The organism is Lysobacter sp. ESA13C (assembly GCF_019970005.1).
GTDB lineage: Bacteria > Pseudomonadota > Gammaproteobacteria > Xanthomonadales > Xanthomonadaceae > Lysobacter > Lysobacter antibioticus_B.
The window spans coordinates 420,648-434,277 of the sequence record NZ_JAHXYK010000003.1; the positions used below are offsets into that span (position 1 = coordinate 420,648).

The 13,630-nt window shown below is 69.0% G+C and carries 14 protein-coding genes and 1 pseudogene; 11 read left to right on the forward strand and 4 right to left on the reverse strand.

Going from position 1 to position 13,630, the window contains the following annotated elements; genetic code table 11:
* Positions 1–63: 63 nt before the first annotated feature.
* The 4 genes and pseudogenes from LC490_RS07945 to LC490_RS07960 form a co-directional block, all read left to right on the forward strand.
* Positions 64–168 (forward strand): annotated as a pseudogene (locus tag LC490_RS07945) (hemin uptake protein HemP); the annotation flags it as partial.
* A gap of 443 nt (positions 169–611) precedes the next feature.
* A complete protein-coding gene (locus LC490_RS07950; RefSeq protein WP_223619969.1) occupies positions 612–2,819 on the forward strand; it encodes a TonB-dependent hemoglobin/transferrin/lactoferrin family receptor in 2,208 nt (735 codons plus the stop codon).
* A gap of 3 nt (positions 2,820–2,822) precedes the next feature.
* Entirely contained in the window at positions 2,823–3,395 is a 573-nt protein-coding gene (locus LC490_RS07955; protein WP_223619820.1) for a Hemin transport protein, read from the forward strand.
* Between the two features lie 62 nt (positions 3,396–3,457).
* Positions 3,458–4,417 (forward strand): DUF6607 family protein, encoded by a 960-nt coding sequence (locus tag LC490_RS07960; protein WP_223619821.1) that lies wholly within the window; start codon positions 3,458–3,460, stop codon positions 4,415–4,417.
* 115 nt (positions 4,418–4,532) lie between these two features.
* On the opposite strand, the gene LC490_RS07965 is transcribed toward LC490_RS07960, so the two are convergent.
* The 3 genes from LC490_RS07965 to LC490_RS07975 are packed head-to-tail and all read right to left on the reverse strand — an operon-like array spanning position 4,533 to position 7,426.
* A complete protein-coding gene (locus LC490_RS07965) occupies positions 4,533–5,750 on the reverse strand; it encodes a PDZ domain-containing protein (RefSeq protein ID WP_223619822.1) in 1,218 nt (405 codons plus the stop codon).
* A gap of 28 nt (positions 5,751–5,778) precedes the next feature.
* Positions 5,779–6,810, reverse strand: a complete 1,032-nt coding sequence (locus LC490_RS07970) for a hypothetical protein (protein WP_223619823.1) — start codon at positions 6,808–6,810, stop codon at positions 5,779–5,781.
* On the reverse strand, positions 6,803–7,426 hold the full coding sequence (locus LC490_RS07975; RefSeq protein ID WP_223619824.1) for a sigma-70 family RNA polymerase sigma factor: 624 nt from the start codon (positions 7,424–7,426) through the stop codon (positions 6,803–6,805). The genes LC490_RS07970 and LC490_RS07975 overlap by 8 nt, the downstream gene beginning before the upstream one ends.
* A 108-nt stretch (positions 7,427–7,534) precedes the next feature.
* Here LC490_RS07975 and LC490_RS07980 point away from each other — a divergent pair, with 108 nt between their 5' ends.
* From LC490_RS07980 to LC490_RS08010, 7 genes are all read left to right on the forward strand, one after another.
* Positions 7,535–8,497, forward strand: a complete 963-nt coding sequence (locus tag LC490_RS07980; protein WP_031373065.1) for an SPFH domain-containing protein — start codon at positions 7,535–7,537, stop codon at positions 8,495–8,497.
* Positions 8,498–8,500: 3 nt separating this feature from the next.
* On the forward strand, positions 8,501–8,941 hold the full coding sequence (locus LC490_RS07985; RefSeq protein WP_031373064.1) for an NfeD family protein: 441 nt from the start codon (positions 8,501–8,503) through the stop codon (positions 8,939–8,941).
* A gap of 4 nt (positions 8,942–8,945) precedes the next feature.
* On the forward strand, positions 8,946–9,473 hold the full coding sequence (locus LC490_RS07990) for a hypothetical protein (RefSeq protein ID WP_152566314.1): 528 nt from the start codon (positions 8,946–8,948) through the stop codon (positions 9,471–9,473).
* 319 nt (positions 9,474–9,792) lie between these two features.
* Positions 9,793–10,914 (forward strand): glycine cleavage system aminomethyltransferase GcvT, encoded by a 1,122-nt coding sequence (gene gcvT, locus LC490_RS07995; RefSeq protein WP_223619825.1) that lies wholly within the window; start codon positions 9,793–9,795, stop codon positions 10,912–10,914.
* 14 nt (positions 10,915–10,928) lie between these two features.
* On the forward strand, positions 10,929–11,564 hold the full coding sequence (locus LC490_RS08000; RefSeq protein ID WP_223619826.1) for a 2-hydroxychromene-2-carboxylate isomerase: 636 nt from the start codon (positions 10,929–10,931) through the stop codon (positions 11,562–11,564).
* A gap of 103 nt (positions 11,565–11,667) precedes the next feature.
* Positions 11,668–12,063 (forward strand): glycine cleavage system protein GcvH, encoded by a 396-nt coding sequence (gene gcvH / locus LC490_RS08005; protein WP_031373060.1) that lies wholly within the window; start codon positions 11,668–11,670, stop codon positions 12,061–12,063.
* A 489-nt stretch (positions 12,064–12,552) separates the two neighbouring features.
* A complete protein-coding gene (locus LC490_RS08010; RefSeq protein WP_223619827.1) occupies positions 12,553–13,290 on the forward strand; it encodes a hypothetical protein in 738 nt (245 codons plus the stop codon).
* Here LC490_RS08010 and LC490_RS08015 read toward each other — a convergent pair.
* Positions 13,287–13,484: a hypothetical protein gene (locus LC490_RS08015; protein ID WP_057917171.1), complete on the reverse strand. Its 198-nt coding sequence runs from the start codon at positions 13,482–13,484 to the stop codon at positions 13,287–13,289. The genes LC490_RS08010 and LC490_RS08015 overlap by 4 nt on opposite strands.
* Between the last annotated feature and the right edge of the window lie 146 nt (positions 13,485–13,630).

Genomic DNA, 13,630 nt, shown 5'->3' on the forward strand with positions numbered 1-13,630 from the left:
TCCATCGCTTCGGCCTCGGCGGCCTCGGCCGTCGTCGCCGCCGCCCAGGGCGTCCTGGTCGAAAGCACGGCCTTGCTTCGTGGCGCGCGTGAAGTGTTGATCCGCCATGGCGGCGAGGTCTATCGCTTGCGTCACACCCGCAACGACAAGCTGATCCTTACGAAGTAATCCTGCGATGCAGTTCCGCGTAACACCGCGATCGGCGTAATCCAAGTAACCCGGCGATTGGCGCGGTCCAGCCAAGCCCGTCCCGCCCCATCCGTTCTTTGAATGGGAATGGCGGATCGATGTTTGGATCGATGTCTGGACCTATGGGTCCATCGACGGCCCCAGGCCGATCGCAACGCAACGCCCGCGTCATCCGCCATACCGCGCTCCCGGCAGGAGGGCGGTATGGCGCGTCGGCTCCGGCCGACCCGCCAGCACCTTCTCTCTCAAGGCTGCCAGCCCTCCGCTTTGCACAGTCGTTGCAACGGACGCCCGCTCGCCTCGGCCAATCCATTACCGAGTCCGACCGAATGTCCTGCGTTCTTACTACTGCTGTGCCCGCTCGTTCCACTTCCCCGTCCCTGCGCGTACCGGCGCGCTGCGCGCTCGCCCTGGCCTTGTTGCTGGCTCTTCCGGCAGTCGCCGCCGCGGCCGATGCCGCCGACAGCGCCGACGTCAACGAACTCCAGCGCGTCGTGGTCAGCGCTACCCGCACCGAGCGCGCCGTCGAGGACGTGGCGGCGACAGTCGGCGCGATCGACCGCGAACGCATGGACCGCGAGCTGGTCCGCGACCTGAAGGACCTGTTCCGCTACGAACCGGGCATCGAAGTCGGCGCCAACAGCGAGCGCTTCGGCCTCGGCGACATCCGCATCCGCGGCCTCGGCGGCAACCGCGTGCGGGTGTTGGTCGACGGCATCTCGGTGTCCGACAGTTTCTCGATCGGCAGCTTCTCCAACGCCGGGCGCAATTTCGTCGACCTCGATACGGTCAAGGAAGTCGAGGTCGTGCGCGGCCCGAGTAGCGCCCTGCACGGTTCCGACGCGCTCGGTGGCGTGGTGTCGTTCGTGACCAAGGATCCGGCCGACTACCTCAAGGACGGTGCCGGCAGCTACTTCGGCCTCAAGGCCGGTTACGACGGCAAGAACGAAAGCCTGTTCGGCGGCGCCACCGCGGCGTTCGGCGGCGAGCGCTGGTCGGGCCTGGTCGTGCTCAATCATCACCAGGGCGAGGAGACCGGCAACCAGGGCGGAAACGCCGCGCTGGACGCACGCCGCACCCGCCCCAACCCGCAGAGCAACGAAGGCCGCAGCCTGCTGACCAAGCTGGTGTACGCGCCCAGCGACCGGCAGCGCTTCCGCCTGACCGTGGAAGGCAGCGAAGACCAGACCGATACCCAGGTCTTCAGCGCCCGCGGCACCGCCTTGTCGATGCCGGGCGCGCCGCAGGTGCGGGTGTTGTCGCAGACCGGCGACGACCACCAGACCCGCGCACGGGTCGCGTTCGCGCACGAAATCGACAGCCTCGACAGCGTGCTGGCCGATTCGCTGCGCTGGCAGGTCTATCGCCAGGACAGCGAGACCACCCAGCGCACTCGCGAGCAGCGCGTCAGCGTGATCGGCGGTCGCGAAGTCAGCCCGACCCTGCGCCTGCGCGAGTTCGATTTCGACCAACGCGTGTACGGCGCCGAGGCCACCGCGCACAAGGATTTCGCGACCGGCGCCGTCGAGCACACGCTGACCTACGGTTTCGAGTACGAGGACACCGAATTCCGGCAGAAGCGCGACGGCCGCGCGGTCAACCTGACCACCGGCGCGGTCAGCAGCGTGATTTCGCCCGATACCTTCCCGGTGCGCGATTTCCCGGTCAGCAAGACCCGCAACGCCGGCGTGTTCGTGCAGGACGAGATCCGCTTCGCCGACGGCGAGTTCCGCCTGGTGCCGGCGGTGCGCGTGGACCGTTACGAACTGCGTCCGCAGCAGGACCCGATCTGGAACGCCGACAACCCGGGGGTGAAGATCAGCGACCTCAGCAAGACCAGCGTTTCGCCCAAGCTCGGCGCGGTTTGGCACTTCGCCCAGGACTGGTCGCTGTTCGGCGGTTACCAGCGCGGTTTCCGCGCGCCGCCCTACAACGACGTCAACCTGGGCTTCACCAATCTGCAGTTCGGCTACACCGCCATCCCGAACCCGGACCTCAAGCCCGAAACCAGCGACGGCTACGAGCTCGGCCTGCGCTTCAGCACCGCGGCCGCCTATGCGCAGTTGTCGGTGTACTCCAACGACTACAAGGACTTCATCGAATCCAACCGCCAGGTCAGCGCGCCGCCGCAGACGCCGTTGATCGTGTTCCAGTCGCAGAACGTCGCCAAGGCGCGCATCCGCGGCGTCGAGCTGCGCGGCGGGGTCGACTTCGGCCAGCTCTCCGACCGTCTCGCCGGTTGGTCGCTGCGCGGCGCGGCGGCCTGGAGCGAGGGCGAGGACAAGACCGCCGACCGGCCGCTGGAGTCGATCGCGCCGTTGACCGCTACGCTCGGCGTGGCCTACGACCGCGAAAGCTGGGGCGTCGAACTCGCCGGCCGTTTCGCCCACCGCAAGACCGACCTGCCGGCGCCGAACCGCTTCGCCACGCCCGGTTACGGCGTGCTCGATCTGCTCGCGCACTGGGACTTCGCGCCCGGCGCCAAGTTCAACGTCGGCGTGTTCAATCTCGCCGACAAGAAGTATTGGGACGGCGCCAATCTGCCCGGCCTCAGTGCCGGCAGTACCATCGTCGACCGCTACACCGCGCCCGGCCGCAACCTCGGCATGAGCGTGGCGGTGAGCTGGTAAGCCATGCGCGCGCCGTCGCCGACCGCCACGCTCGACCGCGCCGGCTTGCCGGCGCCGGAACGCTTGGCGGCGGTCGCGACGGTGTTGTGCGTATATCCCTCGCGCCATCGCGACGCCCTCGACGGCTGGCTGCAGGCGCACAGCGCCGAGCGGCTGGTCCGTCACGACGGCGAGGCCTCGTGCGAGGCCTTGCTGTTCCGCAACGGTGCCGGCCGCGCCTGTTGGCGTTTGTATCTGCTGCCGGACAGCGATTTCCTGGCCTGGGACGATGCCGCCGCCGACTTGCCGGTGCATCGCGGCGCGGAGGCGCGCAGCGGCCTGTGGCCGCGTCTGCGGCGACGCTGGTGGCGTCGTCTGCGCGGCCGCTGGTGCGCCGAGGTCCTGCGCCTGCATGTGCTGCACGACGAAGCCGGGCACTGCGTCCTGCTCGCCGATGCGGCCGAGCTGTCTGACCTCGGGCATGCGCACGCGTGCCGCATCGCCGCCGGCGAGGGTGCGCGCCTGCGCCCGCAGGCGCACGTGTGCTGCTGCATGGCCTCGGGCCTGCGCGACGGCGCGCCGCCGCAGTACGCCTGAGCCGACCGCTTCGTCTGTTTATTCCCAATCCTTCAGCCAACCGAGAACCATCGAGTTCAGCCATGACCCGACGTCTGTACCCCGCCAGCCTGCTGGCCATCACCGTTCTTGCCAGCCCCGCCGTGCTGGCCCTGTCTCCCGTGCCGGCCGCCGAGGCCTCGACCGAGCGCGACCGCGCTTCGATCCTGGCGATGAAGGGCGAATACATCGTCGACTTCGCCTTCGACGAAACCGTGCTGCTCAAGCCCGGCTACGAGCGTGCGCCGGCGATGCGCAGCGGCGGCAACGAGACCGTCATCGTGGTCGAGGACAGCCCGCGCAAGCTCGTGCTGCAGCACATCCTGGTCGATGCCAAGAGCGGTCACGTGACCAAGCACTGGCGCCAGGATTGGGTCTATGAGGCGCCGCAGCGTTTCGAGTTCAGCGCCGACCAGACCTGGCACGTGCGCAAGATTCCGGCCGAACTTAATCGCGGCGCCTGGACCCAGTGCGTGTACGAGGTCAGCGATGCGCCGCGTTATTGCGGCACCGGGCGTTGGGAGTATCGCAACGGCATCGCGACCTGGACCAGCGATGCCAGCTGGCGCCCGCTGCCCCGACGCGAGTACACCAAGCGCAGCGACTACAACGCGGTCTCGGCGGTCAATCGCCACACCATCACGCCGAACGGCTGGACCCACGAGCAGTTCAACACCAAGGTGCTGCGAAAGCCCGACGGCAGCCAGGAAGAGCTGGCGCGCGAGTTCGGCTTCAACGATTACCAGAAGACCGCCGAGGTCGATTTCAAGCCGGCCTATACTTATTGGAAGGCGACCGAAGGTTTCTGGGGCAAGGTCCGGACGCATTGGGACCGTTATCTGCAGCGCGCGCCGGGCGTGCGGCTCAAGACCAAGATCGACGGCATGGCGATGATCATTCCCTTATTCGAGCAGGCCGGAAAACTCGAGGATGGCAAGAGCGTCGGCGACGGCGAGATCGATGCGGTGTTCGCCAAGTGGGTGACCGCCGCGCCTGCGGAGTAAGCGGCGCCGCTCGGCGCGGTGTGCCAGGCCGCGCGGAACGCGGAACACAGAAACGGGAAAGGCCGGGCGGATCGCCCGGCCTTTCTTTTTGCGTCTGCAGGCCGCTTCGCCCGGCTCAGTAGACCCGGTGCACGTGGGTGCCGCGGGCTATCGCCCAGGCCGGCGGTGCGGGCGGCGGCGGAGGCGCCTTGGCCTGCGGAGGCGTCGGCGGGGCAGGCGGTGCGGGCGGAGCAGGCGGCAGCGGCGCACGGGGTGCGGCCGGGGCCGGCGGCGGCAGCGGCGGGCGCGGCGGCGTCCACTGCACCGCCTTGGGCACCTTGAGCTTGGTGCTGGCGGTGGCGCGGTCGCGCAGATAGCCGACCTCGACCTGGGCGCCCTCGGCCTGGTTGCGCAGCGCTTCCATGGTTTGCCGCGGGGTGTCGACGCGTCGGCCGTCGATGGTCTGGATCACGTCGCCGGGTTCCAGCCCCTTCAGCTCGGGACCGGTGCTGAGCACCAGCACGCCGCGCTGGGCGCCGAAATAACGCCCGAGCTTGGCGTCGACCGAAGCCAGGTTGAGGCCGTTCCAACGCAGGGCGTCGCTGATCGTCGGCAGCAAGCAGGGCTTGTCTTTGCAATCCTCCGGGCCGAGGCGAACGATCTCGGTGCGCAGGCGTGGGGCGACCACGGCATCGGCCGGGGTGAATTCCATGCGGTCGCCGGAAACCTCCATCTCGCCGTCGACGGAACGGCGGATCATGACCTGGCCGCTGGTGACGAATTGCGAGCCGTCGCCGCTCTCGAACACCATCACCCGTTCGCCGAGCTGCGGCGTGACCTCGACCGTGACGTCGCGGCCGTCGCGTTGATAACGGATGCGCATCGGCTTGCGCGCTTCGAGCCGGCCGAGCAGCGCACGGGCGTCGGCCAGGCGCGCGTCGCCATCGGCGCCGGCGATGGTCTTGCCGCCGATCGCAAGCAGGCGGTCGCCGCTGCGCAGGCCGGCCTTGACCGCGGCGCTGTCGGGGGTGACCGCGATGATGCGCGCGCCGGCCTTGTCGTCCGGCGCCAGGATCACGCCCAACTGCGGGCCGCGAATCTCGTCGCGGATCAACACCGGCTTGGTCACCGGATCGGGCAGGCCGCGGATCTGTTGGACGACCTGCGGCCGCACCTGGGCGATCACCAGCGGACGCTCGCCGTGCGAGCGGCGCACGATCACTCTCGGGGAGGCATCGTCCTGCGGTGCCGGCGTATGGGCCGCTGCGCCGTTCGGCGTGCCCGCCGGCGCGTAGGCCAGGGCGCTGCCGATCGCGGTGGACAGCAGCAGTGCAGTCAGAGTGAAGCGGTGCATAAAGGTCTCCGGTGCCGCATGAAAGGGATCAGTCGACGCGAACCAGGGCGTCGTCGTAGCGTTCGCCGCGAGCGGCGAACCAGCGTTGCGTGCTTTCCACGCCGGCCAGGGTGCGCAGCGCGCCGACGCGCTGCTGCCACAGCGACAGGCGTTGCGCCGCAGGCAGCGAACCGGCGATCAGCGTGGCGTCGATCAGGCGCACGCGTTCGTCGAGTTCGGAACTCATCACCGTCGCCGAGGCGCTGCCGACCTGCTCGTCGCGGGTCAGTGCGACCAGGGCTTCGAGCTGCGCCGACTCGGCCTGCAGTTCGCCGAGTTCGCGCAGCAGGCGGGCCTCGCCGTCGGCGGAGGCGAGCGCGGTCGCGGCGATGGACGCCGTCTCCAGGGTTGCGGGTGCGGTCGCCACCGTCGTGGTCGCAGCAACCTGGGACGAGGCGGGATGGGTGGCTGCGCCAGCGTCGTGTGCGGCCGAGCGAGTCGGCGGGTTTTGCGAACGCCGCGGTGCCGGTGTGGACGCGATGCGGTCGGTCGCCGGGCTCGGCGCGCGCACCGGCTTGGTCGCCGTTGTCGGAACCGCCCGTGACGAGGCCTTCGGGGTCGACGCGTCGACGATCCGGGTCGCAGGCGCGGTGGCGCCGTGCCGCGGATCGAGGCCAGCATCGGCGGCGGGCTTCGCGGTCGCTGGTTTCGCCGTCGTTGGAGCGGCGCCGGAATGTGCGACTGCTTCCGCGCCGACGCCGGTTGGGTCCGGGGCGTGACTGCGCAGCGACAGCCACAGACCCAGCGGCAGGGCCGCGGCCAGCATCGCCGCCATCATCCAGCGCTGGCGCGGCCGTGCGTTCGCGGCGGCGCGCCGCGGTTCGACTTGGGCCGAACCGTTCCTTAAAGGCTGCGAGCGGATCGGTTCGGCCGCGGACGATTCGGCCGGCGTCGGCAGGACACCGCGCTGGGCGAGGGTGGCGGCGATACGCGACCAGCCATCGGCCGGCGGCATCTCCGGCGGCAATTGCGCGAACGCCGACGACCAGTCCTGCGGCGCGGAAGGGGTGCGGTCAGGCATGGGCCTGCTCCAGATCGTTGTGCTTGATGCCCGACTCCAGCAACTGGCGCAGGCGTCGACCGCCACGAGCGAGTTGCGATTTGGAGAAGCTCGGCGTGCGCTGCATCAGCGCCGCGATCTCCTCATGGGTGTAGCCCTCGGCGTGGTACAGCCAGAGCACGCTGCGGGTCGGCGCCGGCAACTGCGCCAGGGCGCGGCCCAGCGCCGCCGCATCGGCCGCCGCGGGCGGGGGCGGGGTGCGGTCGTCGGCGAGGTGTTCGTCCTCCGGCTCGACCGCATGTTCGTGGCGACGCTGGCTGCGCAGACGCATCAGCGATTCGTTGACCGCGATCTGCCGCAGCCAGCCCCAGAACGGGGTGCCGCTGCCGTCGCGGTGGCCGCGGAAGTCGCCGATCCGCGTCAGCACTTTGAGCATGGTGTCCTGCAGCACTTCGGTGGCCTCGTCGCGGTCGCCGGCGATCCGCATCGCCAGGGTGAAAACCGGCCGCTCGAACCAGCGGTAGATCTGCTCGAACGCGGCGCCCTCGCCGGAGCGGGCGCGGCTCAGCAGCGCCTCCGGAACGTCGATGGCGAAGCTCGACAGCGGGCGCGCCGGCTCGGGCGGGATGGACGGCAATGGCGGGGATTCGGTCGGCATTCCAGGACAAGGATGCGCCAGGGGCGTGAAGGGTCGCAGCCGCAGCCAAGGCCTATACTGAGTCAACGGACAGGGAGGAGGGGAGACATGGGACCGACGTTGCTCGCTGCAGTGCTGGTGTTCGCCGGCGTGGTGCTGTTGTTCAAGACCGTGCGCATGGTGCCGCAGGGCTATCAATGGACGGTCGAGCGCTTCGGCCGCTACACCCACACCATGGACCCGGGCCTGCATTTCCTGATCCCGGTGATCTACGGGGTCGGCCGCAAGATCAACATGATGGAGCAGGTCCTGGAAGTGCCGAGCCAGGACGTGATCACCAAGGACAACGCGGTGGTCAAGGTCGACGGCATCGTGTTCTTCCAGGTCCAGGATGCGGCCAAGGCCGCCTACGAGGTCGCGACGCTCGAGATCGCGATCCTGAACCTGGTCATGACCAACATCCGCACCGCGATCGGTTCGATGGACCTGGACGAGTCGCTGTCCAAGCGCGACGAGATCAACACCAAGGTGCTCAACGCGGTCGACGCGGCGACCCATCCCTGGGGTTTGAAGGTCAACCGCATCGAGCTCAAGGACATCCAGCCGCCGCGCGACCTGGTCGACTCGATGGCGCGGCAGATGAAGGCCGAGCGCGAGAAGCGCGCCAACATCCTCGAGGCCGAGGGCTTCCGCCAGGCGGCGATCCTCAAGGCCGAAGGCGAGAAGCAGTCGGTGATCCTCGAAGCCGAAGGCGAGAAGGAAGCCGCGTTCCGCCAGGCCGAAGCGCGCGAGCGCCTGGCCCAGGCCGAAGCCAAGGCGACCGAGGTGGTGTCCAACGCGATCGCCCAGGGCAACGTGCAGGCGATCAACTACTTCATCGCGCAGAAGTACATCGAGGCTTTCAAGTCGCTGGCCGAGGCGCCGAACCAGAAGTTCGTGATGATGCCGATGGAATCGGCCGGCATCATCGGCTCGCTGGCCGGCATCGGCGAGTTGGCCAAGGAAGCGCTGGAGCGCCAGCCCAGCCGCGCACCGGCGACGCCGCCGTTGCCGCCGCGCAGCGGAGGCTGAGCCATGTCGTGGAACTGGCAGACGGTGACCTGGGCCGCGATCGCGTTGCTGCTGTTCGCGGCCGAAGCCATGGCGCCCGGCGCTTTCATGCTCTGGCTCGGCCTGGCCGCGGCGGTCGTATTCGGGCTGGTGCTGGTGTTCCCGGGGCTGACCGTGCTGGCCCAGGTGGCCGCATTCGTGTTGCTCAGCTTCGTTTCGATCCAGGTCTACCGCACCTGGTTCCGCGGCCGCGAGCGCCAGAGCGACCGGCCCTTGCTCAACCGTCGCGCCGAACAACTGGTCGGCCGTGTGGTGACCCTGGAGCGCGGCATCGTCCAGGGCAGCGGGCGGGTGCAGATCGCCGACGCGTACTGGGACGTGACCGGCCCGGAGCTGCCGGCCGGCGCCGCGGTGCGGGTGATCGGCACCGACGGCATGACCCTGCGGGTCGAAGCGGTGACCTGAGGCGATGACGGCCCTGCGCACATCGGCGATGGTCGCGTTGCTGTGCACGGTCGTTCCCTGTCCGGCCGGCGAACCGAACGGCAGCGAGACCTGGATCGGGCGCGTGGTGCCGCCGTTCCCGGACGGCTTCAAGTCCAACACCGGCGGCTGCGTCGGCTCCGGGCGCAGCGCCGAGCAGATCTGCGCGCGCAGCATCGGCACCATCGACGACGCCGAGGACCGCTCGTTGAAGTTCTACGCCGCCGAGTTGGTCGGCCGGATCGGCAACGAGGCGCGCTGGAAGATCACCGACGTGGTGCCGTACCCCAAGCTGCTGCGCGGCGAACGCGTGTCGATTTCGACCTGTGTCATCGATGGCGTCGGCGATCCGGGTGTGATCGCCGTCATCGATACCGCGGTCGAAAACGCCGAAGCGCGCGAGATGTTCGAGGCCTCGCGTTGGGCGGTGCGCCTGGACCGCAATAAAGGTCGCTTCGTCGAAGTCCGGCCGACCGAAGTGAGCTGTTACAACGAAGGCGCCGAAGGGGAATAGAGCCGGCCGCGCAACAGCAGCCACCGCGCGACCGCGAAGTCCGTCGCAGGGCCCCTCAGTTCCCGGCTCCGGCATCAGGTCGCCGCGAACCCTTCGCTGCCTGGCAGCAGCGATGCGAGCCGTGAGTGCGCGCCCTCGATTTTGACCTTCGCGCATAGTCGGCACAGTTTCGCGGTCGCGGCTCGCGCCGCTCCTGCCCACTTCTGAAGCACGCGGCGCGCTTCCATGCGCTTGCGTACCGAAAATACGTTGCCACGGGCGGCGCGCGCTTCTGGGATAATCGCCGGCTCAACCTCCCCAGCAGAGCAGGCAGCGCCCCATGAGCCAGAAGACCATCCTCAACGACGCCCATCGCGCACTCGGCGCCAAGATGGTGGATTTCGGCGGCTGGGACATGCCGATCAGCTACGGCTCGCAGATCGAAGAGCATCACCAGGTGCGTCGCGACGCCGGCATGTTCGACGTCAGCCACATGACCGTTGTCGACCTGCGCGGCGCGCGCGTGCGCGAGTTCCTGCGCCACCTGGTCGCCAATTCGGTCGACAAGCTGCAGAAGTCGGGCAAGGCGCTGTACACCTGCATGCTCAATCCGCAGGGCGGCGTCATCGACGACCTGATCGTGTATTTCCTCGAGGAAGAATTCTTCCGTCTGGTGGTCAACGCCGCCACCCGCGAAAAAGACCTGGCCTGGATCGCCGAGCAGGCCAAGGCCTTCGGCGTTGAGGTCAAGGAGCGTCCGGAACTGGCGATGATCGCGGTGCAGGGCCCGAGCGCGCGCGACAAGCTGATCGGCCTGCTGCGCGAGGAAGACCGCGCCCGCGTCGGCAAGCTCGGCAAGTTCGTCGCCGGGCAGGCCCGGACCGCCGACGGCATCGAGCTGTTCGTCGCCCGCACCGGCTACACCGGCGAAGACGGTTTCGAAGTGGTCGTGCCGGAAGACCGGGCGGTCGCGCTGTGGGATGCGCTGCTCGCCGCTGGCGTGAAGCCGGCCGGCCTCGGCGCGCGCGACACCCTGCGCCTGGAAGCCGGCATGAACCTCTACGGCCAGGACATGGACGACAGCGTGTCGCCGTACGAAGCCGCGTTGGCCTGGACCATCGCCCTCGACGAAGGCCGCGACTTCATCGGCCGCCAGCCGCTCGAACAGCTCAAGGCCAGCGGCGCCGCGCGCCAGATGATCGGCCTGGTCATGGACGAGAAGGGCGTCCTGCGCCACGGCCAGAAAGTGCTGACCGCGCACGGCGAGGGCGAGATCCTCTCGGGCACCTTCTCGCCGACGCTGAACAAGTCGATCGCGTTCGCGCGCGTGCCGGCCGGCGAGATTCCGCTCGGCAGCGCCGGTAACGTCCGCGTCGACATCCGCGGCAAGGAAGTGCCGGTGCGGGTGGTGAAGTTCCCGTTCGTGCGCGACGGCCAGGCCCAGGACGGCGTGCTGGTCTGACCGACGCCTCGACCATGGTCTTCGTCGACTACTACTTCAGCCTGATCTCGCCCTATGCCTACCTCGGGCACGCCGCCGTGCTCGAGGCGGCGCAGGCGAGCGGTGCGCGCCTGGTCTACAAGCCGGTGCGCATCTTCGAGCTGTTCGCCGCCAACGGCGGCCTGCCGCTCGGCCAGCGCGCGCCGGCCCGGCAGCGTTACCGTCTGTACGAGTTGCAGCGCGCACGCGAACAGCGCGCGCTGCCCTTGAACCTGGCACCGAAGTTCTTCCCGGTCGATCCCGGCCTGGCCGATCGCTGCGCGATCGCCCTGGTCGAGGCCGGCGCCGATCCGGCCGCATACATGGACGCCGCGTTCCGGGCGATCTGGGCGCACGACCAGGACCTGGCCGATCGCGACACGGTCGCGCGCCTGTTGCGCGATCACGGTCACGATGCGGAGGCGACGATCGCCGCCGCCGAGACCGCCGAGGTCGCCGCGCGCTATCGGGATTACACCGCACAGGCGATCGCCGCCGACCTGCCGGGCCTGCCCGGCTACGTGCTGCACGGCGAACCGTTCTGGGGCCAGGATCGCGTCGAGGCGCTGCGCGAGGCGCTGCTCAGCGCCCGCGCGCCGTACCGGATCGACGACGGCGGGAGGGCGAGTTGAACGCGCCCGTCGCCCTCCCGGCCGCCGCCCCTGTGGCATGTCGCGCCCGCATCGTTAAACTACCCGCCATTACCAGCCGCTCCCGTCACGTTCGAGGCCAGCCATGAGTGAAATCCCCGGCGATCTGAAGTTTATGAAATCCCACGAGTGGGCCCGCGTCGAAGGCGACGGCAAAGTCACGGTCGGTATCTCCGACCATGCCCAAGGCCTGCTCGGCGACCTGGTCTACGTCGAACTGCCGAACATCGGCGACCGCGTCGAAGCCGGCACCGCCTCGGCGGTGGTCGAGTCGGTCAAGGCCGCCTCCGACGTCTATTCGCCGGTCTCCGGCACCGTGACCGCGGTCAACGCCGCGCTGGCGGACAAGCCGGAAACGATCAACGAAGACGCCTACGGCGAGGGTTGGATCTTCACCGTCGAGATCGACGAGCCGGACCAGCTCAACGAACTGCTCGCTCCGGACGACTACGCCGAGCTGCTCGAAGAAGACGACCACTGATCCCAGCCGATCCGGCACCGTCGCCCTGAGGGCGGCGGCAGCGGGGAGCGCAGAACCGGACCGCGATCGCGGCAGCCGGCTCTCCGCTCCCCGTTTTCGTTTTGGGCGGCGCGGTGGCGGCGCGCGCGTTCGACTCCGGCTTCGCCGCGGCGCCCGGCGAACGCGGCCGACGAGCGGTCGATGTGGAGCGACGAGGCGGCGCTGAGCCGACGGCGAACCGGAGATCGGCCGACGCGTTCCGGCGGCGGTCGACATCGCGACGCCGCCGATGCCGTCGCGTGCGTCGCCGGTTCGCCGGAACCCGGTCGCGCCGTCGCGAACCCGACCGACGACGGCGCCTCGCCCCGACACGACGTCCGAGCGCGACGCGTGGACTCGACGTGAAGAGCACGCCGCTCGCTCGCCGCGAACCTCGCGTCGTCGGCCGTCGATGCCGCTTGCGCCGACTCGCAGCGGCGCGGTCGAGACCGGCGTGGCGCGACCCTTGCCGTGCTCTTCGAGGCAGCGGGCCGAGTCGTGCGCGATCGATGCGCTCAACGCCGCAGCCCCGAAAACAAGCGGTTTTTGCGAGCCGGCGCATCGTCGCGGCGGATCGGCGATGCCGTCGGCGAAGGCCCGACGCGGTCGTCGGGTCGGTCGTCGCGGCTGTCGGAAAACGCTTTCCACTTCGCCGCGCTCGCGCCTCGACGCGGCGCGAGCGCGGCGACTTCGGCAGACGAACGGTCGTCGCCTCGCGTGCCGGCGTTGCCGTTCGTCGGTGCCGTCGAGGTGCAGGCACACATGCTCGGCGACGTCGTTCGTCGCCGTCGTTCGAGCGAGCGAGTCGTCGCGTCGGCATGCTCGTCGCTCCGACGAGGCGGTCGTCGAACGTCGCCGGAGGCCGAAAACGGTTCGCGCAGTTTCGCGCAATTCGGCTTGTGCGACGCGAAATCCGCGGCCGCCGCGGACCGGAATTTTTTCTTCCGGATTCGCCTTCGCAGATCGCCTTCGACAGCCTCGCGCGGCGATGCGCGTTATCGAAAAAACTCCGCGCGAAAAAACATCGCATCGCCGAAACCCGCGCCACGCTTGGGTTTCAGCGATGTCGAAAGAAACGCATCGCGAATCGGTCGGATGCGCGCGCGCGCACTCGACGAACGCGTGCGCCGCCGATGCCGCCGCCGTCGGGGCGGGCGGCCCGGAAAAAAAATAGGCTCGGTTGTTGACAGTATGAAAAAGCGTGATTAGGTTTCGCCCAGCAGACGTTTCCTGCAGACGAGAGTGAGAAAACCCAGCGCGACAACATGCAGCACAAAACGGACCTCCGCCCGGACAGTCAAAACGGTGGACGCAGGATTCGCTTCCTCTGCAGAAATGTTGACCGCACTCTCTTCGCCGATGACATCCAAAACCCAGATGACATCGTTGGCGTCCTGTTCCAAGCAACCCGGTTCGCGTTCGGCGGGCCGGGTTTTTGTTTGGCCGCGCCCCTTTGCGGCCCCCTCCGTCCGCCTTCCGGGCGGATGCGCCATCGGTCCCGCCGCGCCTGCGGCCGGATGCGATCCCCGATCCGTTCCGGCGCGCAGTG

Coding starts and splice junctions, on each gene's coding strand:
- LC490_RS07955 (WP_223619820.1), top strand. CDS start 2,823: ATGCGCGCGCCGTCGCCGACCGCCACGCTCGACCGCGCCGGCTTGCCG.
- LC490_RS07960 (WP_223619821.1), top strand. CDS start 3,458: ATGACCCGACGTCTGTACCCCGCCAGCCTGCTGGCCATCACCGTTCTT.
- LC490_RS07965 (WP_223619822.1), bottom strand. CDS start 5,750: ATGCACCGCTTCACTCTGACTGCACTGCTGCTGTCCACCGCGATCGGC.
- LC490_RS07970 (WP_223619823.1), bottom strand. CDS start 6,810: ATGCCTGACCGCACCCCTTCCGCGCCGCAGGACTGGTCGTCGGCGTTC.
- LC490_RS07980 (WP_031373065.1), top strand. CDS start 7,535: ATGGGACCGACGTTGCTCGCTGCAGTGCTGGTGTTCGCCGGCGTGGTG.
- LC490_RS07985 (WP_031373064.1), top strand. CDS start 8,501: ATGTCGTGGAACTGGCAGACGGTGACCTGGGCCGCGATCGCGTTGCTG.
- LC490_RS07990 (WP_152566314.1), top strand. CDS start 8,946: ATGACGGCCCTGCGCACATCGGCGATGGTCGCGTTGCTGTGCACGGTC.
- gcvT (WP_223619825.1), top strand. CDS start 9,793: ATGAGCCAGAAGACCATCCTCAACGACGCCCATCGCGCACTCGGCGCC.
- LC490_RS08000 (WP_223619826.1), top strand. CDS start 10,929: ATGGTCTTCGTCGACTACTACTTCAGCCTGATCTCGCCCTATGCCTAC.
- gcvH (WP_031373060.1), top strand. CDS start 11,668: ATGAGTGAAATCCCCGGCGATCTGAAGTTTATGAAATCCCACGAGTGG.